Raw genomic sequence first — 20,865 nt, 5'->3', positions numbered from 1 at the left:
TCCGCGATGCACCCCAATGATGATGACCGCACCCAGTTCATGCCGCGCCCGGGTGGCCGTGCGCCCGAACCCGCGCGTGCCGAACCGGCGCCGCTGTCGATGCCGGCCGCGCCGATCCTGACCGGCAAAAGCCACGGCCTGAACCCGCTGGAAAGCGCCGCCGGCCCGCTGCTGGCCTTGCTGACACGCCTGCGCAACACCATCGCCCACCCGGCGCCGGCCAGTTTGCGTGCGCAGTTGCTGGCCTATCTGCGCCAGTTCGAAGAGCGCGCCGAAGCTGCTGGCGTGGCGCGCAACGAAGTGCTGCTGGCGCGTTACGCCCTGTGTACCGCACTGGATGAGGCGGTGTTGAGCACGCCGTGGGGCAGCACCAGCGATTGGGGCAAGCAGAGCCTGCTGATCACCGTTCACAACGAAGCCTGGGGCGGCGAAAAGGTCTTCCAGCTACTCGACCATTGCCTGCAAAGCCCACGCGAGCGCTTGTACCTGCTGGAACTGTTGTACCTGTGCATGTGCCTGGGTTTCGAAGGCCGCTACCGCGTGATGAACGATGGTCGCAGCCAGTTGGAAGCCCTGCGTGAACGTACCGCCGCGGCGATTCGCAGCGCCCGGGGCGACCACGAACGCGAGCTGTCGCCGCACTGGCGCGGCGTGACCGTGGCGCGCGATCGCCTGGCGCAGTTCATGCCGCCGTGGATCGCCGTGGCCATCGGCCTGGCGCTGCTGCTGGCGTTGCTGTTCGGCCTGCGCCTGAAGCTGGCCGCAGACGCCGAGCCGGTGTTCAAGAATATCCATGCCCTGGGCGAGATCCCGGTGCAGGCCATCGACCGCCCCGTGGCGCAGCCGAAAGTGATCGAGCGCCCGCGCCTGGCCGGTTTTCTGGTGGAAGACATCAAGGCCGGTCGCGTCGCGGTGGAAGACAAGGTCGACCGTTCCGTCGTGACGATCCGCGGTGATGAGCTCTTTGCGTCGGCCAGCTCCAGCATCGTCGACGACTACCAGCCGCTGATGCTGCGCATCGCCGACGCGATCCGCAAAGTCAAGGGCCAGGTGCGCGTCACCGGGCACAGCGACAACCGCCCGATTGCCACGCTGCGCTTCCCGTCCAACTGGGCCTTGTCCGAAGCGCGGGCCAAGTCGGTGCTGGAGATCCTCGCGGCCAAGACCGGCCAGGGCGATCGCTTCAGTGCCGAGGGCAGAAGCGACACCGAGCCGGTGGCGACCAACGCCACCGCCGAAGGCCGAGCCCGCAATCGTCGGGTTGAAATCACCGTACTCGCGGAGGGCGTCGAGTGAAGGCGTTTTTCAGTTTCATGATTCGCTGGGTGATCCCGTTGCTGGGCCTGATCGCCCTGAGCTTGATCATCTGGTTTGTCGGGCCCCTGCTCGACGTGCTGGTGCCCGAAGGGCGGCGCTGGGCGCTGATCGTCCTGCTGTTTGCGGCCTGGCTCGCCTACCGTGTGTTCCGCATCCTCCAGGCCCGTCGCCAGGCCGCCGAAGTGATGCGCAGCCTGGCCGCGCAAACCCCGGCCGACCCCAACAGCGTCGCCACCGCCGAAGAACTCACCAGCCTGCGCCAGCGCATGGACGAAGCCCTGGCCCTGCTGAAAAAAGCCAAGCTCGGCGGGGATGAGCGGCGCAACCTCTACGAGCTGCCGTGGTACGTGATCATCGGCCCGCCGGGTTCGGGCAAGACCACCGCGCTGGTCAATTCCGGGCTGCATTTCCCGCTGGCTGCCCAATTGGGCGCCGGGGCGGTGCGGGGCGTCGGCGGCACGCGCAACTGCGACTGGTGGTTTACCGACCAGGCCGTATTGCTCGATACCGCCGGCCGCTACACCACCCAGGACAGCAACTCCCCGGTGGACAAAGCCGCCTGGCTGGGCTTCCTCGACCTGTTGAAAAAGCAGCGCTCGCGCCGCCCGATCGATGGCGCCTTTATCGCCATCAGCCTGTCGGACCTGCTGCTGGGCAGCGAAGCCGAACGCGCTGCCCACGCGGCGGCGATTCGCCTGCGTATCCAGGAGCTGTACACCCAGCTGGGCGTGCGTTTCCCGATCTACCTGATGCTGACCAAGCTCGACCTGGTGCCGGGCTTCATGGAGTTCTTCGACAACCTGAGCAAGGAAGAACGCGCCCAGGTGTGGGGCATGACCTTTGCCCTGGACGACGGCAAGCACAGCGACAGCCCCCTGGCGCACCTGCAAAGCGAATTCGCCGGCCTCGAACAGCGCCTCAACGAACGCCTGGTCGAACGCCTGCAACAGGAACGCGACCCGGCGCGGCGCGACCTGATCTACGGCTTCCCGCAGCAGTTCGGTGCATTGAAAGATTGCCTGCAAAGCTTCCTCGAAGGCGTGTTCAAACCCAACGCCTTTGAAGAGCGCGTCTTGCTGCGCGGCGTGTATTTCACCAGCGGCACCCAGGAAGGCAGCCCGATCGATCGCTTGATCGGCACCATGGCCCAGAGCATGAACCTGGACCGCCAGCACCTGGCACGCCAGAGCGGCAGCGGGCGCAGTTATTTCATCGAGAAACTGTTCAGCGCGGTCGCCTTTGCCGAGCGCGGGCTGGTGGGCGTCAACCCGCAGGTCGAGCGGCGGCGCAAATGGATCGCACGCGGCGTGCTCGCGGCCACCGTGGCGCTGGTGATCGTGGTCAGCAGCCTGTGGTGGGTCAGTTATCGCGCCAACCAGGCGTATATCGCCCAGGTCGACCAGAAGGTCGCGCCCCTGGGCCAGGCCGTACAGAACCTCAGCCCGGCACAGCGCGAAGTGCTCGCCGTGTTGCCGTTGCTCAACGCGGTGAAACACCTCGCCGGGGATTCGCCAAGTTGGTCCGAGGGCCTGGGCCTGTATCAGGGCGATATGCTCGAAGCCGAATCCGCCAGCGTCTATCGCAAGCTGTTGATCGCCGTCTTCGCGCCGCGCCTGGTGACGCGCATCGAGGAGCAACTGCACGGCGGCGGTAACTCCGACTTCCTCTACGAAGGCCTCAAGGCTTACCTGATGCTCGCCGACACCGAGCATTACGACGCGGACTTCATCAAGGCCTGGATCGCCCTCGACTGGGACCGCAACCTGCCACGCGACCTACCCGCCGATCAGCGCCAGGCGCTGGCCGAACACTTGCAGGCGTTGTTCGAACGTCACCCGCCGAGCGCACGCCTCGATGCGCGCTTGATCGACGACCTGCGTCGGCAGTTGCAACAACTGCCGGTGGCCCAGCGCGTGTATGACCGGGTCAAACGCCAGAAACTGCCCGACGGCATTCCGGACTTCCGCCTCAACGAAGCCGCCGGCCGCGACGCCGCATTGGTGTTCAGCCGCAAAAGCGGCAAGCCGTTGGGTGAGCCGCTGAGTGGTTTCTTCACCGCCAAGGGCTATCGCCAGGCGTTCCTGCTGAGCAGCCTGAACCAGACCGGCACCCTGGCCGAAGAGCAATGGGTGCTCGGCCATGAGCAGGCCGACCAGCAGAACGTGGTCAGCCTGGCCGCCGACGTGCGCCGCCTGTACTTCCAGGACTACCAGCGCCAGTGGGATGCGTTGCTTGCCGACATCGACTTTGTGCCGATCACCAGCGTGGCCCAGGCGGCGGACGTGCTGCGGGTGATTTCCGGGCCGACCTCGCCGCTGAAAAAACTGCTGGTGGCGGTGGCCAGGGAAACCGACTTGCAGGCAGAGGAACGCCAGTTGGCGGCCAAGGGCGTGCCGGTCGAAGGCGGCGTGGACAAGCTCAAGGAACGCCTGGGCAACCTGCTCGGCCAGGCGCAACCGAACGCGGATGCGCCGGCTGCTGCGGACGACCCGGTGACCGCGCACTTCGCCGAGCTCAACAGTATCGTCAGCAAGAACGAAGGCGAGCCGGCGGCCATCGACGGCCTGCTGGCGGATATGAACGCGCTGTACGTGCAAGTCAGCGCCATGGTCGGCGCCAGCGGCGATGCCTTGCTCGGTGAGGCCAAGAACCAGGCGGCAGCGGCGGCCACGCGGGTCAGCCTGAACGCCGAGCGCCAGCCGCCGCTGGTGCAGGGCATGGTCAAGTCGGTGGTCAACTCGACCACCAACAGCATGATGGGCGGCGTGCGCAACCAGCTGAACGCGGCCTGGGTCAGCGAAGTGGTGAACGTGTATCGCCAGTCCCTGGCCGGGCGTTATCCGATGTCGCCGGGCAGCGCGCGTGACGCCACCCTGGATGATTTCGGCCAGTTCTTCGGCGTGGGCGGGGTGATGGATAACTACTTCCGCAAATACCTGCAGCCCTACGTCGATACCTCCGCACAGACCTGGCGCTGGCAGCCGGGCGCGGCGCAGAAACTCGGGATTGCGCCGGGTGTGCTGCAAACCTTCCAGCGCGCGGCGACGATCCGCGATGCGTTCTTTCGCTCAGGCGGTACTCAGCCGATCGTGCGTTTCGAGCTCAAGCCGGTGGCGATGGACGCCAGCATCACCCAGTTCCTGCTCGACCTCGACGGCCAGCAATTGAGCTACGACCACGGCCCGAGCCGCCCGGTGGCGATGCAATGGCCGAACCCCGGCAGCATTGGCGTGGTGCGTATTTCGATCATGCCGCCGTCGCCCAGCGGTCGTTCCGGCGTGACCCTGGACGGCCCGTGGGCCTGGTTCCGCCTGCTGGAACAATCGGACCTCACGCCCGGCAATGCGCCGGACCGCTTCAACCTGCGCCTGCGGGTCGACGGTGCGAGCATCGCCTACGAATTGCGTGCCAACAGCGCCTTCAACCCGTTCAAGAGCCGCGTGCTCAGTGGCTTCAGCCTGCCGGAGCGGTTATGACGACGTTGGGCTTCTACGGCAAGTTGGCCAGTCGCGGCGATTTTGTCAGCCGCGCCTTGCCGCAGAGTTTTATCGGCCCGTGGGACAGCTGGCTGGCGGCGGGCCTGCTCGCCAGTCAACACAGCCTCGGCGCCGGTTGGCTCAACGTGTATCTGGTCAGCCCGCTGTGGCGCTTTGTGCTGGCGCCCGGCGTGTGCGGGCCGAACGCGGCGGCGGGCGTGGTGATGCCGAGCATCGACCGGGTCGGGCGGTATTTTCCGCTGGCCGTGGTCGCGTTGCTCGATCACGACACCAATCCGGCGTCCCTGGTGGGCGGCCCGGACCGCTGGTTTGAAGAGGCCGAAGAGCTGTTGCTCGGCACCCTGGATGCCGGTGCCACCTTCGAGAATTTCAACGCCGGCCTCGACAGCCTGGGCTTGCCGGCGACGGAACCGCGCGCGGTGGACAGCCGTTTCGCCGGGCTGCAGCGGGTAGCCGCCACGGAACCCCATGCGCGCATGACCGCACTCGCCGAACAGGCCTGCGAAGGCGCCAGCCTGTGGTGGGGGCGTGGTTCGCAGACGATTTCCCCTGGTTTATTGCGGTGTCAGGGCCTGCCCGCCACCAGCGATTTTGCGCAGTTTTTGCTCGGACAAGAAGGTGTGATGTAGATGGGGTCGACGTACAAATCCGCGAGCAAAAGCCATGTGGGCATGGTTCGCCAGGTCAATGAAGACGCGTGCCTGGACCTGCCCGAGAATCGCCTGTGGGTGGTGGCCGACGGCATGGGCGGGCACGCCGCGGGGGATTACGTCAGCAGCCTGATCGTCGACAGCCTGCGCAGTGTGCCGCTGGGACGTTCCCTCGAGGAATACTCGGCGGCCTTGCGCAACGACCTGATCCGCATCAACGCGGCCGTGCGTGAAGAAACCGCCAACCGTGGCGTGACCATGATGGGCAGCACCGTGGTGGTGTTCGCCGCACGCGGCTTGCGCGGCGTGTGCCTGTGGGCCGGCGACAGTCGCCTGTATCGCCTGCGCGACGGCGTGCTCGACGGCATTTCGCGCGACCACAGCTACGTGCAAGACCTGCAAGACAGCGGCCTGCTCAGCGAGGCCGATGCCCGTGTGCATCCGCGCGCCAACATCGTCACCCGCGCCATCGGTGTGGAAGCCCAACTGGAACTGGCGGTGGTCGACCTGCTGATCGCCCCCGGCGACAGTTACCTGCTGTGCAGCGATGGCCTGAACAAGACCGTCGAGGACCACGAGATCCGCGAGGTGCTCAGCCATGACGCCCCGGATGAAATCGTGCGCAGCCTGGTCCACCTGGGGCTGAACCGCGGCGCACCGGACAACATCACCGCCATCGTCGTGAAGGTATCGGCATGAACATCGTGATCCCGGGCTACGACATCGAAGGCGAGATCGGCGAAGGCGCCATGGCCAGCGTGTACCTGGCGACCCAGCGCTCGCTGGAGCGCAAGGTCGCGCTCAAGGTGATGGCGGCGGCGCTGGCGGCGGACCCGAGTTTCTGCGAGCGCTTCCTGCGCGAAGGCAAGACCCTGGCGCGGCTGTCGCACCCGCACACGGTGACCATCCATGACATCGGCAATGTCGGCGAGCTGTATTACATGGCCATGGAGTACCTGCCCAACGGCACGCTCAAGGAGCGCATCGCCGCCGGCCTCACTCCGGAGCAGGGCCTCACGCTGATCCGCCAGATCGCTTCGGCGCTGGGTTATGCCCATGCGCAGGGGTTGGTCCACCGCGACGTCAAGCCGGCGAACATTCTGTTCCGCGCCGACGGCACCGCCGTGCTGTCGGACTTCGGCATCGCCAAATCCCTGGACGACCGCACCCAGTTCACCCAGGCCGGTTTCGCCGTGGGCACGCCGAGCTACATGAGCCCGGAACAGGCGCGTGGCCAGGAAATCGATGGCCGCGCAGACCTGTATGCGCTGGGCGTGGTGCTCTATGAAATCCTCGTCGGCAAGCTGCCTTATAACGGCACCGACGCGCTCTCCACGGCCTTGGCCCACCTGACCGAGCCGCTGCCGGAACTGCCGCTGCATCACGGGCGTTATCAGGACGTGCTGCGCAAACTGTTGGCCAAGGACCCGAATGAGCGCTTCCCGGATGCGGCGGCGTTGCTGCTGGCGCTGGATCAACTGCCGACCGAGTCGCCGGACGCCACGCAGGTGCGGCCGTTGCCGATTCCGCTGAGTTTCGATCTGGCCGGCATTACTCCGCAATCCATCGAGATCCCGACCGACAAGCCGCAACCGGCGCGCCAGCCGGTGGTGCCGCCAACCCCACGGCACACGGTGTCCGAGCAGCGCCGCGGGCCGGTGTTGGCGTTGGCCGCCGTGGCGGTGGCGGTTGCCTTGGCCATAGGTGGCGCGGGTTACTGGTGGTTGAGCGGCAGTGATCAGCCCGCCAAGCCACCGGCTGCGACAGTGCCCAAGGTGACACCATCAGTGACGCCACCGGTGGCGGTCGCCGAAGTGGACGGCGGTCAACGGCCCTTGCTGATGGCGGGCAAGAAAACCCTGTTCCAGCGCGTGCTCAGCAAACCCGGCGCGAAACTCGCCAGCGCTGCCGGCAGCGCGCCAGACAAAGCCCTGCCGGCGTTTTCCGTGCTCTATGTGTATCAGCGCAAGGACGTCGACGGCAGCCCATGGCTACGCGTCGGCGCCGCCACCGATGGGCGCAGCGACGGTTGGTTGCCGGCCGCCCAGGTCAGCGACTGGAAGCAAAGCCTGGTGCTCAAGTTCACCGAACGCTCCGGCCGGGCGCCGGTGATGTTCCTGCGCCAATCCGGCGAAGTGGAAAAGCTGCTGGCCGACCCCGCCGCTGCCAAAGGCGTGCTGGCCAAGGCGCAGAACAACCGCGACGACAACGGTCAGGTGCTGGCCCTGGAGCCGGCCGCCAGCGCGGTGCCGCAGAACCAGTTCTACCTGCTGCCGATCTTCGATTCCAAAGAGAGCTTCGACGACAACGGCCAGCCGGTGCAGTTGCTCAACGTCGCGTCCATCGACCCTGGCAGCAGCGCGGTCACCAAGCCCGCGACCCCGCTGATCAACGCCAATGCCGATGCCTTCCGCACGGCGGTAGTGCTGGTGGTCGACACCACCGTGTCGATGCAGCCGTATATCGACCAGATCCGCGATGTGGTCCACGAGCTGCAAACCCGTATCGCCGAACGCGGCGAGTTGGACAGCGTCAGCTTCGGCCTGGTGGGTTTTCGCAACAGCATCAAGAAAACCCCGGGCCTGGAATACGTGGCCAAGACCCTGATCACCCTCGACCAGGGCCGCGACCCGCAGCGCTTCCTCGACCTGGCGCGCGGGGTCAAGGCGTCGACCGTGTCCAGTCACTCTTTCAACGAGGACGCGTTTGCCGGGGTGATGCAGGCCGTGGAGGGCATGGACTGGTCCGGCTACGGCGGCCGTATCATCCTGCTGGTCACCGACGCTGGCGCGCTGCGCAAGAACGACCCGTTCGCCGCCACCCAGATGAACGAAGCCGAAGTGCGCCAGGCGGCGCTGGGCAAGCAGATCAAGATCTACGCCCTGCACCTGCGCACCGACGCCGGCAAGAAAACCCACGCCGGCGCCGAAAGCCAGTACCGCGTCCTCACTGCCGACGCCAACCCGCAGATCGGCGACCTGTATACGAAGGTGCCGGGTGGCGATGTACGCAAGCTGGGCGAGCGCGTCGATGAGATCGGCACGGTGTTCGCCAACCTGGTGCATCAGGTACGCAATGACACGCCGCAGCCGCTGCCCTTGCTGAGCGCCGCGCCAAGCCTGGCGGATAAATCCGCCGCCATCGGCTACGCCATGCACATGGACTTCCTCGGGCGCAAAGCCGCGAGCCAGGCGCCGCAACTGGTCAGCGCCTGGACCGCCGACCGCGACCTGACCAACCCGGCGCTGCCGGCGTTCCAGGTGTGCGTGATGTTGACCAAATTGCAGCTCAACGACCTGCAGCAGTCGCTGAAACTGATCGTCGACGCCGCCCGCAAAACCCAGACCTCGCCCAAAGACTTCTTCCAGGAAATCGCCAGCGCCTCGGCCTATATGAGCCGCGACCCGCAGGCCCTGCGCAAGGGTGGCAACCTGGCCGATGGCGGCATTCTCGGCGAATACCTGGAAGGCCTGCCGTACCGCAGCAAGTCGCTGAACATGACCCAGGATCTATGGCTGTCGTTGAGCGTGGCCGAGCAGGAGGACTTTATCGACGAGCTGGATTCGAAGATCCGCCTCTATGAAACCTTCCACAATGACCTGGCCAACTGGGTCCGTTTCGGCGCTGCCGAGCCGGGCGATGCGTTGTACCGCGTCCCGTTGTCGACGCTGCCGTAATGCTGAACCTGAACGCGGTACACAAGAGCCGGGGCGTCGGCGCCCAGCGCTATAGCCTGGTGATTCCGGCGTTGCACCTGCGCGCGGGGGAGCAAGTGGCGATTGTCGGGCCGAGCGGGTGCGGCAAAAGCACCTTGCTCGACCTGCTGGCCCTGGTGCTCGCGCCGGATCAGGTGGACCGCTTCGAATTCAATCAGACCGATATCGGCGGGTTGTGGCGCGCCGATCGGCAGACCGCCCTGGCCGAGCTGCGCAGCCGGCACCTCGGTTATGTCCTGCAAACCGGCGGCTTGCTGGGCTTTCTCGATGTGCGCAGCAATATCGCCTTGTCCCGGCAACTGCTGGGGTTGAAGGACGATGGCAGCGTGGCGCGCCTGGCCGAGCAATTGGAAATCAGCGATCAACTGGCCAAGAAGCCGGCGGCGCTGTCGGTCGGCCAACGCCAGCGCGTGAGCTGCGCCCGCGCCCTGGCCCATGCGCCGCAATTGGTCTTGGCCGATGAGCCGACCGCGTCCCTCGACCCGCTTAACGCCGAACGGGTGATGCAAGCGCTGTTGGCCCGCGCTCGCGAACACCGCGCCGCTTGCGTGATCGCCACCCATGACGAACCCCTGGCTCGCGCCAGCGGCTTGCAGGTGCGCCGTATCGCTTGTCGTCGCGACACTGATGGCGGCATCACCGCCACCCTCGGGGAGGTGTGCTGATGCGCCTAGGTCTGGTGGCTTCCCTGGCTTGGCAGGATTACCGCAACGATGCGTGGCTGTCGGCCTGCGCGGTGCTGGCGCTGGTCGCCGTCGTCGCGCCGTTGCTGGTGTTGTTCGGCCTGAAGTTCGGGCTGGTCAGCAGTCTGACCGAACGCCTGGAGAACGACCCGGCCACCCGTGAAATTATTCCGTTGGGCGGTGGTCGATTCAGCCGCGCCTTTGTCGAGCAGTTGGGTCAGCGCGGCGATGTGGCGTTCGCCATCCCGCGCACGCGGCAGATCGCGGCGACCGCGCAGGTGGGCACATTGACCCTGGAAATGCTGCCGACTGCGCCGGGCGATCCACTGCTCGACGGTTTGCCGATGCCCCAGGGCCTGGCGCAGATCGTGCTGAGCCACACCGCCGCCGAGAAGCTCGCGGCGCGGCCCGGGGATTGGCTGGAGACCGGCTTTGCGCGCCAGGTCGCGGGGCGCGTCGAAACCCGGCGCACGCGTTTGCAGGTGCTCGCGGTACTGCCGCTGGAAGCCTTCGCCCGCGACGGCCTGTTTGCTGAATTGAGCCTGCTGGAAGCGGTGGAAGACTACCGCGACGGCCGTGCCGTGCCAGCGCTGGGTTGGGGCGGCGACGCGGTCGGCGCGGGCGAGCAGCGGGTGTACCCGGCGTTTCGCCTGTATGCGCGCAACCTCACCGATGTGGAGCCGCTGCGGGTGTTTTTCGCCGGGCAGAATCTGTTGGTGGCGACCCAGGCATTGAGCATCGCCCAGGTGCAGTCGTTGAGCCGCAACCTGTCGATCGTGTTCTGGATCATCGCCGGGTTGGCCTTGGCGGGGGCGTTCGCGGCGATCTTCGCCGGGGCGCTGGCCGCCGTGGCGCGCAAGCGCAGGGAGTTGTCGGTGTTGCGCCTGTTGGGCTTTTCCACCGCCGCGCTGTTGCTGTTTGTGGTGCTGCAGGCGCTCTACAGCGCCGGCTTGGCCGCTGTGTTCAGTGCGGGTCTGTATGGCCTGGCCGAGGCGGGCTTGAATCAATTATTCGTGCAGGTGCCGGGCGAACACGCCAGCCACCTGCTGGCGCGTCATTACGGCCTGGCCCTGGTGGCTGTGCTCGGCGTCAGCGCCGTGGCGGCAGCGTGTGGCGGTTGGCGCGTGGCGCGTATCCAGGCTTCTGAAGGAATCCGAGATGTATAAGTTACTGGGCGCCGCCTTGGCGCTGAGCCTCGCCTCGCTGGCGTGGGCCGATGAGGCAAGCGATAAGCTCGACAACCCCAAACCGTTGCCGGACGACGTCAGCCTGCCGCTGCCGTGCGAAGGCAACATGGTGTTCCGTTACGTCTATGTGCTGGCCCAAGGCACGTTGGACGACCGCGAGATCAGCCTCGGCTACCCCTTTGCCGAAGGCGAGGCGGGCTATCAGCAGTCGTTCATTTCCGGCTATCGCCGCGACTTCATCAACGGCCAGTTCAGCCTCAAGGACCTGCCGAAAGACTGGAACAACGTCATCACGCCCTTGATGCCGAAGACCGACGCCAAGACCCCGCTCAAGCCGATGCTCTACTTCATCGGCAAGTACGAAGTGACCGCGCGCCAATACGCTCTGGTGATGTCCCAGGCGCAATCGCTGGCCAGTGGCGAACCGGCGCCCGCGTGCGATGCGCCCAGCGGCATGGCCGGGCGTTTGCCCAAGGTCAAGCTGTCGCGCTTTGAAGCCGAACGCTTCTCGGCGGTGTACAGCGCCTGGCTGATGAAATACCACCGCGAGTTGCTGCCGGTGAGCGGGCGTGGCGCTTCGGCGGACGACGGCGGCCTGGGTTTTGTGCGCCTGCCCACCGAAGTGGAATGGGAGTTCGCCGCACGCGGGGCCCAGGCCGTGAGCCGCCAGGACTTGGAAGGGCGCCTGTTCCCGCGGCGCATCGAAGGCAGCGAAAGCGACGGCCCGCTGGCCGATTGGGCGGTGTTCAACCAAGTCGCCGGCGGCACCGGCCAGGCCGCGCGGCTGATGCCCATCGGCACCAAATTGCCCAACCCGATCGGCCTGTTCGATGTGATCGGCAACGCGGCGGAAATGGTCCAGGAATCCTTCCAGCTGGTACACGCCGGGCGTCGCCAGGGCGCCTATGGCGGCTTTGTGGTCAAGGGCGGCAATTACCTGGAGGGCGAAGGCACGCTGTTCACCGGCATGCGCCGCGAGTACCCGTTGTTCGCCACCGACGGCACCGAGCAAAGCAACGAGACCACCGGTTTTCGCGTGGCGATCGGCGCGCTGTCGGCACCGCGTTCGCGCTACAAGGAGCTGTTCGCGCAGTGGCAGAAAGAAGGCCGCCTGGCCTCGCTGACCGATGCCATCGATGACGCCCAGGACCCGACCAAGCGCCTGGACAGCATCATCGCCGCCAGCGTCGACCCACGCCTGCAAGCCGAGCTGGGGCTGGTCAACGAAGAGCTCAAGCGCAACGTCTCGCTGATCGCCCAGCAACGCGAAGAAGCGGCGGGCAACCTGATTCAGTCGGCGGCGTTGGTGGCCGAGACCATCAATAACTACAACATCCGCCTGACCAATCTGCAGAAGAGCCGCCAGCAGGCCGTGGACGCCAAGGACGAGGCCAGCGCGCAGCTGTTTGCCGCAGCCATTGCCAACGGGCGCAGCGCCCTCGACGGCGCAGTGGCGATCTATATCGACAACCTGGCCACCGGCACGCGTTACACCGATGCGGTGATCCAGGCGCAGTTTCAACGGATCAAGGAAGAGTTGGATCGCAAGCCAGTGCTCGGCAAAAGCCTGGTGACGCGCGCGACACTGTTCGTTCGCCATGTCGGCAACTACCGCAAGCAACAGCGGGCCGACCCGGCAACGATCTTGAAGGAATTGCTCGCAGCCAGTGGTCAGCGGTCTTGATCGTTGGCTATAGAGCGAGCTTGGAAGGGACTCAGGCGGCGGTGGGCCGTGCTGGGCAAGTCAAACTTAAAAGAGAACACACCTATGCTTTTTTCCCGTAAGGCGGTTTCCAAGCGTCACTTGCTGCTGATCGCAGCCGGTTTCAGCACCGTGTTGACTGGTTGCGCCACGTCGCCGACGTCCAAGGTCGCGTCGAGCACCAAGGTCGAGTATTACCCGAACTGCTACGAGCCGGTGCAGCACCTGCGCGCGACCGATTCGGACATGACCAAGTCGGTCGTCACCGGCGCGGCCATCGGCGCTGCCGGCGGTGCATTGCTCGGCGCCTTGACCGGCGACTCCGAGAAGCGCGGCCGTAACGCCGCAATCGGTGCCGCGGGCGGCGCCCTGGCTGGCGGCGCGGCGGGTTACTACACCGAGCGTCAGAAGCAGATCGCCGATGACAACCAGCGTATTGGCTCCTACGCAGCCGACGTCAATAAAAGCGCCTCCGACATCGACCGCAGCACCGCCTACGCCAAGGCCTCCCAGCAGTGCTACCAGAGCGCGTTCACCAAGCTGGTGGCCGACCGTAAAGCCAAGACCGTCAACGACACCGAAGGCCGCAAGCGCCTGGCGGAAATCGTCTCCGGCCTGAAGGAATCCAATGACCTGATCGTCGCGGTCAACGGCAAGGCCAGCGAAGACCTGAACAACTACACCCAGGCTTACGAGAAAGACCTGCAACAGGTGGGCGTGCAGCGCAACGACGTAGTCACCGTGGCGACAGCGGATGCCACTCCGGCGGTCGTACCGGCCAAGAAAGGTAAGTTGACCAGCAAAGTCGTGACCAAGCGTCCGCCGCTGCCTGTGGTGCCGAAAGAAGCGGTCGCCACCGAAAGAACCTTCCAGACTGCCCAGACCAAGCAAGATGAAAGCAAGAAGGTCGCCAGCGCCGGTAAAGCACAGATCGAAGGCACTTGCCGCGATCCGAACCTGGCCGACTGGGCGCCGGTGCCGTGCCCTAACGTATAAGCAAGTTGTTGCTATAAGCGGTAAACGCCAACCGATCTCCGGCTAAAGCGCGAGATCGGTGGCGTTCTTTCGGCAATTCGTTACACTGCTGCGGCCACTCAATAATTACACCGAGGCCGTGTGCATGAAATTTCGTCTTCTCCTCTGGGTACTGGGCCTGATGATGGGCAAAGCCAGCCGCACCAACCCTGCGTTCCAGCAGCAGTTGGGTGACAAAGACCTGGCGTTCCAGTTGCAGACCCTCGACGGCAAGGTTGCCCGTCACTTCATCGTCAAAGACCAGCGCATCACCAGCCGCTCGGGTGTCCACCCTGCGCCGGCCTTCGCCATTGCCTTTAAAGACGCCGCCTATGGCTTCGCCACGATGCAGGCGAAGAACAAGCAACTGGCGTTCATGACGGGGATTCAGGACAAGTCGATCCAGATCAAGGGCAACCCGGCGCTGGTGATCTGGTTCCAGGGCTTGACCAAGTATTTGAAGCCGAAGAAAAAGCAGTAGACCGAGGTGGATTCATCGGGGGCAAGCCCCCTCCCACACTTGACCGTGTTCGCAGATCAAAATGTGGGAGGGGGCTTGCCCCCGATAGCGATCTAACAAGCTACCGATTCAGCCCTGGCTGAACTGCGAGGCCAATTCGCGCAACAGCACCTCGGCATCCAGCACCTTGGCCACGACTTCTTCAGCCTTGTCACGGCTCAAGCCCAAACGTTCAAGCAGCTCGTCGGGGATGGTTTCGTGCGGCCCGGAGCCGATGCCCCGGCTGCGCAGCAGGCGCACGGCCAGGCATACCAGGTTGGGGTACTCGGCGTATTGGCCGTCGTAGGTTGGGTGACAAAGACCTGGCGTTCCAGTTGCAGACTCTCGACGGCAAGGTTGCCCGTCACTTCATCGTCAAAGACCAGCGCATCACCAGCCGCTCGGGTGTCCACCCTGCGCCGGCCTTCGCCATTGCCTTTAAAGACGCCGCCTATGGCTTCGCCACGATGCAGGCGAAGAGCAAGCAACTGGCGTTCATGACGGGGATTCAGGACAAGTCGATCCAGATCAAGGGCAACCCGGCGCTGGTGATCTGGTTCCAGGGCTTGACCAAGTATTTGAAGCCGAAGAAAAAGAAGTAGACCGAGGTGGATTCATCGGGGGCAAGCCCCCTCCTACACTTGACCGTGTTCGCAGATCAAAATGTGGGAGGGGGCTTGCCCCCGATAGCGATCTAACAAGCTACCGATTCAGCCCTGGCTGAACTGCGAGGCCAATTCGCGCAACAGCACCTCGGCATCCAGCACCTTGGCCACGACTTCTTCAGCCTTGTCACGGCTCAAGCCCAGGCGCTCAAGCAGCTCGTCGGGGATGGTTTCGTGCGGCCCGGAGCCGATGCCCCGGCTGCGCAGCAGGCGCACGGCCAGGCACACCAGGTTGGGGTACTCGGCGTATTGGCCGTCGTAGGACGGGTCGTGCTGGAAGCGCAGGGCGGTGGACAGTTCGTCCGGCATGTCCCAGTAGCGCATCAGCCAGGCGCCGATCTGTTCGCGGCTGATACCCAGCAAATGCTGCTCCACATAGCTGTGGCACAGGTGCGGGTTGACCTCCAGGTGTCGGCAGATCAGCGAGAAGTGCGGCGGAAACACGTGGGCCAGCAGCAGGTATCCGAAGTTGTGCAGCAGACCGGCCAGGTAGGTCAGGCCGGCTTCCGGGCGTTGCGCGCGCGGCATGGCGCGGGTCAGGCCTTCGATGACGGCGGCGGTGTAGATCGACTGGTGCCAGTACGGCGTGGCCTGGTGCGGGTGGTCCTTGGGCAGGCTCAGGGTTTTGCCCAGGGCCAGGCCCAGCGCCAGGTTGATCACCAGGTCGAAGCCCAGCACCCGCACGATGGCGTCTTCCACCGAGCGGATCTTGCCCGGCGAGGCGTAATAGGGCGAGGCGGCCCAGCTGACCACCTGGGCGGCCAGCGCCGGGTCGGTTTCGACCACGCCGGTGATGTCGTCGATGGTGGCGTTGGGGTCGACGCGCAGTTTGATGATTTTCTGCGCAGTGTCGGCCAGCGGCGGAATCTCGATGGTCGCTTCCAGGCGTTGCTGGATGCGCCGGGCCGTGAACGCCTGCATGGCCTGGGTGATTTCCTCGCGGTCATCATGGGGCCGGTCGAGGTTGGGCCGGATGTTACTCAGCGGCTCGCCGAATTGAGCGGCGCTGGCCTTGGTCAGCATGGTTTTGAAGTCGACGCTGGCGATCTCCAGCAGCAAACCGGCTTCGCCCGAGTGAACCAGCAGGCTCGACTCATCGAGCAGGCTGCCTTCATACAGGCAAGGTGAGCTGGTCAGCGCCGGCAGGCCGGGCAGCAGGCTGAGGTCGTGCTTGCCCAGCATGCGTTCGATACGTTCCGGCGACACCGATGTCAGGCGGCGGCCGGTGAGTTCGGTCAGGCGGTTGAGGTCGAGCAACTGGTTCTGCGGGAACAGCACCATGAGCGCGCCCACCGCATCTTCCAGCAGCACCGCCTGGATCTTTCGCGCAGGGTTCAGGCCCGGATGTTCGGCGACTTCCGTGTAGCTGATGGAGAGTTTCGCGAGCAGCGCCCGAATAACCGGCGGGGCGGTCAGTGGTGCGGCGGCGTGGGCAACTTCTGACATGGCCTGATCCAAATTCGTACAGTCTTTGGAGTATAACCAGCTTGATACAAATGTTGGTCGGATAAGTGAAACAGGCGTCACACTTGGCCGTATTGCTGCCCATGCCTGAGCCAGCGATCCAGCAGCGGGCTGACGTGATCCGGCCAACGCTCGAGCAGGGCCTGGGCCGCATCGCGCACTGCCGGCAGCAGGTCGGCGTCGCGCATCAGGTCGGCGACCTTGAATTGCAGCAGGCCGGTCTGGCGGGTGCCGAGCATCTCGCCGGGGCCGCGCAGTTCGAGGTCTTTTTCGGCGATGACAAAACCGTCGTTGGTTTCACGCATGATGCCCAGGCGTTGACGGCCGATCTGCGACAGCGGCGGATGATACAGCAGCACGCAGTGGCTGGCCGCGCTGCCCCGGCCGACGCGGCCACGTAGCTGGTGCAGTTGCGCCAGGCCCAGGCGCTCGGGGTTTTCGATGATCATCAGGCTGGCGTTGGGCACGTCCACCCCGACCTCGATCACCGTGGTGGCCACCAGCAGTTGCAGGTCGCCGGCCTTGAATTGCGCCATCACCGCGGCTTTTTCCGCCGGTTTCATGCGCCCGTGGATCAGCCCGACCTTGAGTTCGCCCAAGGCGCTGGTGAGGTCTTCGTAAGTGGTTTCGGCGGCCTGGCAGGTCAGCTCTTCGGACTCTTCGATCAGCGTGCATACCCAATACGCCTGGCGGCCTTCGGCGCAGGCGCCGCGCACGCGCTCGATGACTTCCACGCGCCGGGAGTCGGTGACCAGCACGGTATTGACCGGGGTGCGGCCGGGCGGCAGTTCGTCGAGGATCGAGGTGTCGAGGTCGGCGTAGGCGCTCATGGCCAGGGTGCGTGGGATCGGCGTGGCGGTCATGATCAATTGGTGCGGGCTCATGCGCCCGCCCGCGCCTTTCTGGCGTAGGGCCAGGCGCTGTTGCACGCCGAAGCGATGCTGTTCGTCGATGATCACCAGCGCAAGGTTCTTGAACTGCACTTCGTCCTGGAACAGCGCATGGGTGCCGACCACCATCGGTGCGCCGCTGGCGATCTGCTCCAGCGCGGTTGTGCGGTTTTTGCCTTTGAGTTTGCCCGCCAGCCACGCCACTTCCAGGCCCAGCGGTTCGAGCCAGCGCTTGAAGGTGATGAAGTGCTGCTCCGCGAGAATCTCAGTGGGCGCCATCAACGCCACCTGGTAACCGGCTTCGAGTGCCTGCAGGGCGGCGAGGGCGGCGACCACGGTCTTGCCCGCGCCGACGTCGCCCTGGATCAGGCGCAGCATGGGTTCGGGCTGGCTGAGGTCGTAGGCGATTTCATTGCCCACGCGCTGTTGGGCACCGGTCGGCGCAAAGCCGAGGTTCGCCAAGTACTGCGCGGGCAGGCGCGTGGCCTTGGGCATCGCCGGGGCGCGCAGGGAGCGCATGCTCTCGCGCAGGCGTTGCTGGGACAGTTGGTGGGTCAGCAGTTCTTCGAAGGCCAGGCGGTGCTGCGCCCAGTGATGACCGAGGGCCAGTTCGTCCACGTCCGCGTCGGCCGGTGGGTGATGCAGGTAGCGGATCGCATCGTCCAGCGGCGCCAGTTGATAGTCGCGGGCCAGCTCCACGGGCAGCCAGTCGGGCAGGCTTTTCGGGCCGAGCATCGTCAGGGTCTGCTGGCACAGTTGGCGCAGGCGTTGTTGGGTGAGGCCTTCGGTCAGCGGGTAGATCGGCGTCAGGGTGGTGTCGACCGGCGGCGGCTCGTCGCCCGTAATGGCGCGGTATTCCGGATGGTAGATCTCCAGGCCCGAGGCGCCGGGGCGTGCTTCGCCGTAACAGCGCACGCGGGTGCCGCGCTTGAGGCCTTCCTTCTGCGCGTTGCTGAAATGGTAGAAGCGCAGGCTCAGGCCGCCGGTGCCATCCTGCAGGCGCACCACCAGGCTGCGGCGCTTGCCCATCACCACGTCGGCGCCGCTGACGGTGCCTTCGATCACCGCGTCCTGCCCAGGGCGCAAATGACCGATGGGCACCACGCGGGTGCGGTCCTGATAGCGCAGAGGCAGGTGGAACAGCACGTCCTGAAGGTTCTCCAGGCCGACCTTGGCCAACTTCTCAGCCATGGCTTCGCCGACACCCTTGAGTGCCGTCACCGACACCTGCGACAGCTCAGTCATACAGTGGCTCAGCTCGCAGCAGGCGGTTTGGCCACCGAACACAGGCGGATCGAGTCGGCCAGGATCTCAATGGCTTTGGGCCGCGGGAAGCTGGCGCGCCAGGCGATCGCCACGGTGCGGAACGGCACCGGCGGCGTGAGCGGGCGCACGGCGATCACGCCCGGGGCGTAGTGATGGCTGTCCACCGCCGACAGCGGCAGGATCGAAATGCCCAGGCCGGAGGCGACCATGTGGCGAATGGTTTCCAGGGAGCTGGATTCCACGGTGGTGTGTTTGGCGCCGTCGTGGCCCTTGGTCAGGGTCGGGCAGGCTTCCAGCACCTGGTCGCGGAAGCAATGGCCTTCACCGAGCAGCAGCAGGCTCTTGTCGTTGAGCAGGCCGGCGTCGATGCTGTCTTTCTGCGTCCACGGGTGCGAGGCCGGCATCAGCACGTAGAACGGCTCGTCGTAGAGCGGCAGGGTCAGCACGTCGGCCTCGTTGAACGGCAGGGCGATGATGATCGCGTCCAACTCGCCGTTGCGCAGTTTGTCGCGCAGCACGTGGGTGAAGTTTTCTTCGATATACAGCGGCATCTGCGGCGCGACGCGGTGCAGTTGCGGAATCAGGTGCGGGAACAGGTACGGGCCGACGGTGTAGATGGCGCCGACTTTCAGCGGCGCGGTCAGCTGGTTTTTGCCGGCCTGGGCCAGTTCGCGAATGCTTTGGGCTTGCTCCAGGACCTTTTGGGCCTGGGCAACGATGCCTTCACCGACCGGGGTCAGGCGCACGGCGCTTTTGCTGCGCTCGAAAATCAGCACACCGAGTTCGTCTTCAAGCTTTTTCACGCCCACCGACAGCGTCGGCTGGCTGACGTGGCAACGCTCGGCCGCGTGGCCGAAGTGTTGTTCTTGGGCGAGGGTCACGATGTAGCGTAATTCTGTAAGAGTCATAGCGGGCGTCCATGAGGTTGCGAGCCAAGCATACCGGCTGCAATCGATAGACACACGTTATCAGAACTTTGATAAGGATTGAGCGGGGAATGTGCGAGATTTTGCTGAAGCGATAAAACCCGATGTGGGAAGGGGCTTGCTCCCGATAGCGATGGGTCAGTCGAGGACGTGTCGACTGATGTACCGTCATCGGGAGCAAGCCCCCTCTCACATAGCCCTGCGCGTGCCTTTAGCGGCGACGCTTCTCGATGTTGTAAACGAACGGCGCGACGATCTCGATGCTGCCGCTTTTCACCATGTCGGCCGGTGGCTTGGGCAATGGCTGGGCGCGACGGATCATGTCCAGGGTGGCGCGGTCCAGGTCGGCGTTGCCGGAGCGGCCCACCAACTCGTAGGACAGCACATTGCCTTCGGCATCGACCACGAAGCGCAAGCGATTCATGCCTTCCTTGCCACTGTTCTGCGCGCTTTGCGGGTACTTTTTGTACTTCTGCAAGTGCGCCAGCAGGGCGCCTTCCCAGGAGGCTTTGGCGGCGACCTGTTGCGGCGACGGGCCCGGTGCGGGCTGCGCTGATTTCTCCGCCGGTGTATTGGTCGGCGGCGTGTCGCTTGGTGGCGTCTCGGAAGGTTTCTCCTTGGGCGGCTCGGGCTTTTTCTCCTCCGGTTTGGGCGGCTGGGGTTTCGGCTTGGGCTTGACCGGCTTGGGCACCTGGATCGTCGGCTTGGGCGCTTCGGCCAGTTTCGGCAGCGGCAGCTCTTCCACCGGGGCGGGCGGCTGCGGCGGCGTGACCACCTTGGGCGGTGCCGGCGGCGGCGGGGCGGGCATCGGCGCCAGGTCGATGACCATGGCCGCCGGTGGCAGCTGGACCGTGCGCGGCGCCGACCAGTGGAGCGCGATGGCAATCGCGATGGCATGCACGCCCAGCACGACGGCGAGGCTGGTGCCATAACGCGTCAGTTTGTGGCGCGTCGTGATCATTTTTTGGCTGCCGTCTCAAGTCCGACCAGGCCGACCTTGAGGTAGCCGGCTGCCCGCAGGGCATCCATCACGCTCATCAGGTCGCCGTAGTCCACGCCTTTGTCGGCCTGGAAGAAGATCGTCGTGTCTTTCTTGCCTTGGGTCTTGGCGTCGAGCGCCGGCCCCAGGGTTTCGGCTTTGACTTCTTCTTCGCCCAGGAACAGGCGCTGGTCCGCCTTGACGCTGAGGAAAATCGGCTTCTCCGGCCGCGGCGCGGGTTTGGCGCTGGACGCGGGCAGGTCGACCTTGATATCCACGGTGGCCAAGGGGGCCGCCACCATGAAGATGATCAGCAGCACCAGCATCACGTCGATAAACGGCGTGACGTTGATTTCGTGGTTCTCGACGAGTTCGTCGTCGCCTTGATTCAAATGCAGGCCCATGGCCGA

At 65.3% G+C, this 20,865-nt stretch carries 15 protein-coding genes and 2 pseudogenes; 11 read left to right on the top strand and 6 right to left on the bottom strand.

Annotation, left to right across the window (positions count from 1 at the left end; genetic code table 11):
* The first annotated feature begins 6 nt into the window (after positions 1-6).
* The 10 genes from LQ249_RS00270 to LQ249_RS00225 all read left to right on the top strand — a co-directional run bounded on the left by LQ249_RS00270 (position 7) and on the right by LQ249_RS00225 (position 14,247).
* Positions 7-1,296: a DotU family type VI secretion system protein gene (locus tag LQ249_RS00270; RefSeq protein ID WP_017849973.1), complete on the top strand. Its 1,290-nt coding sequence runs from the start codon at positions 7-9 to the stop codon at positions 1,294-1,296.
* Positions 1,293-4,793, top strand: a complete 3,501-nt coding sequence (gene tssM / locus LQ249_RS00265) for a type VI secretion system membrane subunit TssM (protein ID WP_201021651.1) — start codon at positions 1,293-1,295, stop codon at positions 4,791-4,793. The genes LQ249_RS00270 and tssM overlap by 4 nt, the downstream gene beginning before the upstream one ends.
* Complete coding sequence (tagF, locus tag LQ249_RS00260; protein ID WP_046488982.1) at positions 4,790-5,443, top strand: type VI secretion system-associated protein TagF; 654 nt, start codon at positions 4,790-4,792, stop codon at positions 5,441-5,443. Before tssM ends, tagF begins: the two co-directional genes overlap by 4 nt.
* A complete protein-coding gene (locus tag LQ249_RS00255) occupies positions 5,444-6,163 on the top strand; it encodes a PP2C family protein-serine/threonine phosphatase (protein WP_046381636.1) in 720 nt (239 codons plus the stop codon). It begins immediately after the preceding gene.
* On the top strand, positions 6,160-9,141 hold the full coding sequence (locus LQ249_RS00250) for a serine/threonine-protein kinase (protein ID WP_232566099.1): 2,982 nt from the start codon (positions 6,160-6,162) through the stop codon (positions 9,139-9,141). Before LQ249_RS00255 ends, LQ249_RS00250 begins: the two co-directional genes overlap by 4 nt.
* Entirely contained in the window at positions 9,141-9,845 is a 705-nt protein-coding gene (locus LQ249_RS00245; RefSeq protein WP_046381638.1) for an ABC transporter ATP-binding protein, read from the top strand. Before LQ249_RS00250 ends, LQ249_RS00245 begins: the two co-directional genes overlap by 1 nt.
* Positions 9,845-11,029, top strand: coding sequence for an ABC transporter permease (locus tag LQ249_RS00240; protein WP_232566098.1), 1,185 nt, complete (start codon positions 9,845-9,847; stop codon positions 11,027-11,029). Before LQ249_RS00245 ends, LQ249_RS00240 begins: the two co-directional genes overlap by 1 nt.
* A complete protein-coding gene (locus tag LQ249_RS00235) occupies positions 11,022-12,734 on the top strand; it encodes a formylglycine-generating enzyme family protein (RefSeq protein WP_057004018.1) in 1,713 nt (570 codons plus the stop codon). Before LQ249_RS00240 ends, LQ249_RS00235 begins: the two co-directional genes overlap by 8 nt.
* A gap of 84 nt (positions 12,735-12,818) precedes the next feature.
* The gene (gene tagQ, locus LQ249_RS00230) at positions 12,819-13,748 is read left to right on the top strand and encodes a type VI secretion system-associated lipoprotein TagQ (RefSeq protein WP_046381641.1); all 930 of its coding nucleotides are present in this window, start codon (positions 12,819-12,821) and stop codon (positions 13,746-13,748) included.
* A 124-nt stretch (positions 13,749-13,872) separates the two neighbouring features.
* Positions 13,873-14,247, top strand: coding sequence for a hypothetical protein (locus LQ249_RS00225; RefSeq protein ID WP_046385148.1), 375 nt, complete (start codon positions 13,873-13,875; stop codon positions 14,245-14,247).
* A gap of 108 nt (positions 14,248-14,355) precedes the next feature.
* Here LQ249_RS00225 and LQ249_RS00220 read toward each other — a convergent pair.
* A pseudogene (locus LQ249_RS00220) lies at positions 14,356-14,577 on the bottom strand (histidine kinase); the annotation flags it as partial.
* Between LQ249_RS00220 and LQ249_RS00215 the strand changes: the two are divergent.
* A pseudogene (locus LQ249_RS00215) lies at positions 14,565-14,867 on the top strand (helicase); the annotation flags it as partial. The pseudogenes LQ249_RS00220 and LQ249_RS00215 overlap by 13 nt on opposite strands.
* Before the next feature lie 108 nt (positions 14,868-14,975).
* Here LQ249_RS00215 and LQ249_RS00210 read toward each other — a convergent pair.
* The 5 genes from LQ249_RS00210 to exbD all read right to left on the bottom strand — a co-directional run bounded on the left by LQ249_RS00210 (position 14,976) and on the right by exbD (position 20,859).
* Positions 14,976-16,376 (bottom strand): aminoacyl-tRNA deacylase and HDOD domain-containing protein, encoded by a 1,401-nt coding sequence (locus tag LQ249_RS00210; RefSeq protein WP_057004017.1) that lies wholly within the window; start codon positions 16,374-16,376, stop codon positions 14,976-14,978.
* A 77-nt stretch (positions 16,377-16,453) separates the two neighbouring features.
* A complete protein-coding gene (recG, locus tag LQ249_RS00205) occupies positions 16,454-18,529 on the bottom strand; it encodes an ATP-dependent DNA helicase RecG (protein ID WP_017846067.1) in 2,076 nt (691 codons plus the stop codon).
* Between the two features lie 8 nt (positions 18,530-18,537).
* Positions 18,538-19,458, bottom strand: a complete 921-nt coding sequence (locus LQ249_RS00200; protein ID WP_046381642.1) for a hydrogen peroxide-inducible genes activator — start codon at positions 19,456-19,458, stop codon at positions 18,538-18,540.
* Between the two features lie 229 nt (positions 19,459-19,687).
* The gene (locus LQ249_RS00195; RefSeq protein ID WP_017846065.1) at positions 19,688-20,437 is read right to left on the bottom strand and encodes a TonB family protein; all 750 of its coding nucleotides are present in this window, start codon (positions 20,435-20,437) and stop codon (positions 19,688-19,690) included.
* Positions 20,434-20,859, bottom strand: a complete 426-nt coding sequence (exbD, locus tag LQ249_RS00190) for a TonB system transport protein ExbD (protein WP_017846064.1) — start codon at positions 20,857-20,859, stop codon at positions 20,434-20,436. The genes LQ249_RS00195 and exbD overlap by 4 nt, the downstream gene beginning before the upstream one ends.
* Between the last annotated feature and the right edge of the window lie 6 nt (positions 20,860-20,865).

This window comes from Pseudomonas sp. 7-41, assembly GCF_021233075.1.
Classification (GTDB): Bacteria; Pseudomonadota; Gammaproteobacteria; order Pseudomonadales; family Pseudomonadaceae; genus Aquipseudomonas; species Aquipseudomonas veronii.
Note: the sequence above shows the minus strand (reverse complement) of the source record. Positions and strands in the feature narration are given on the sequence as shown.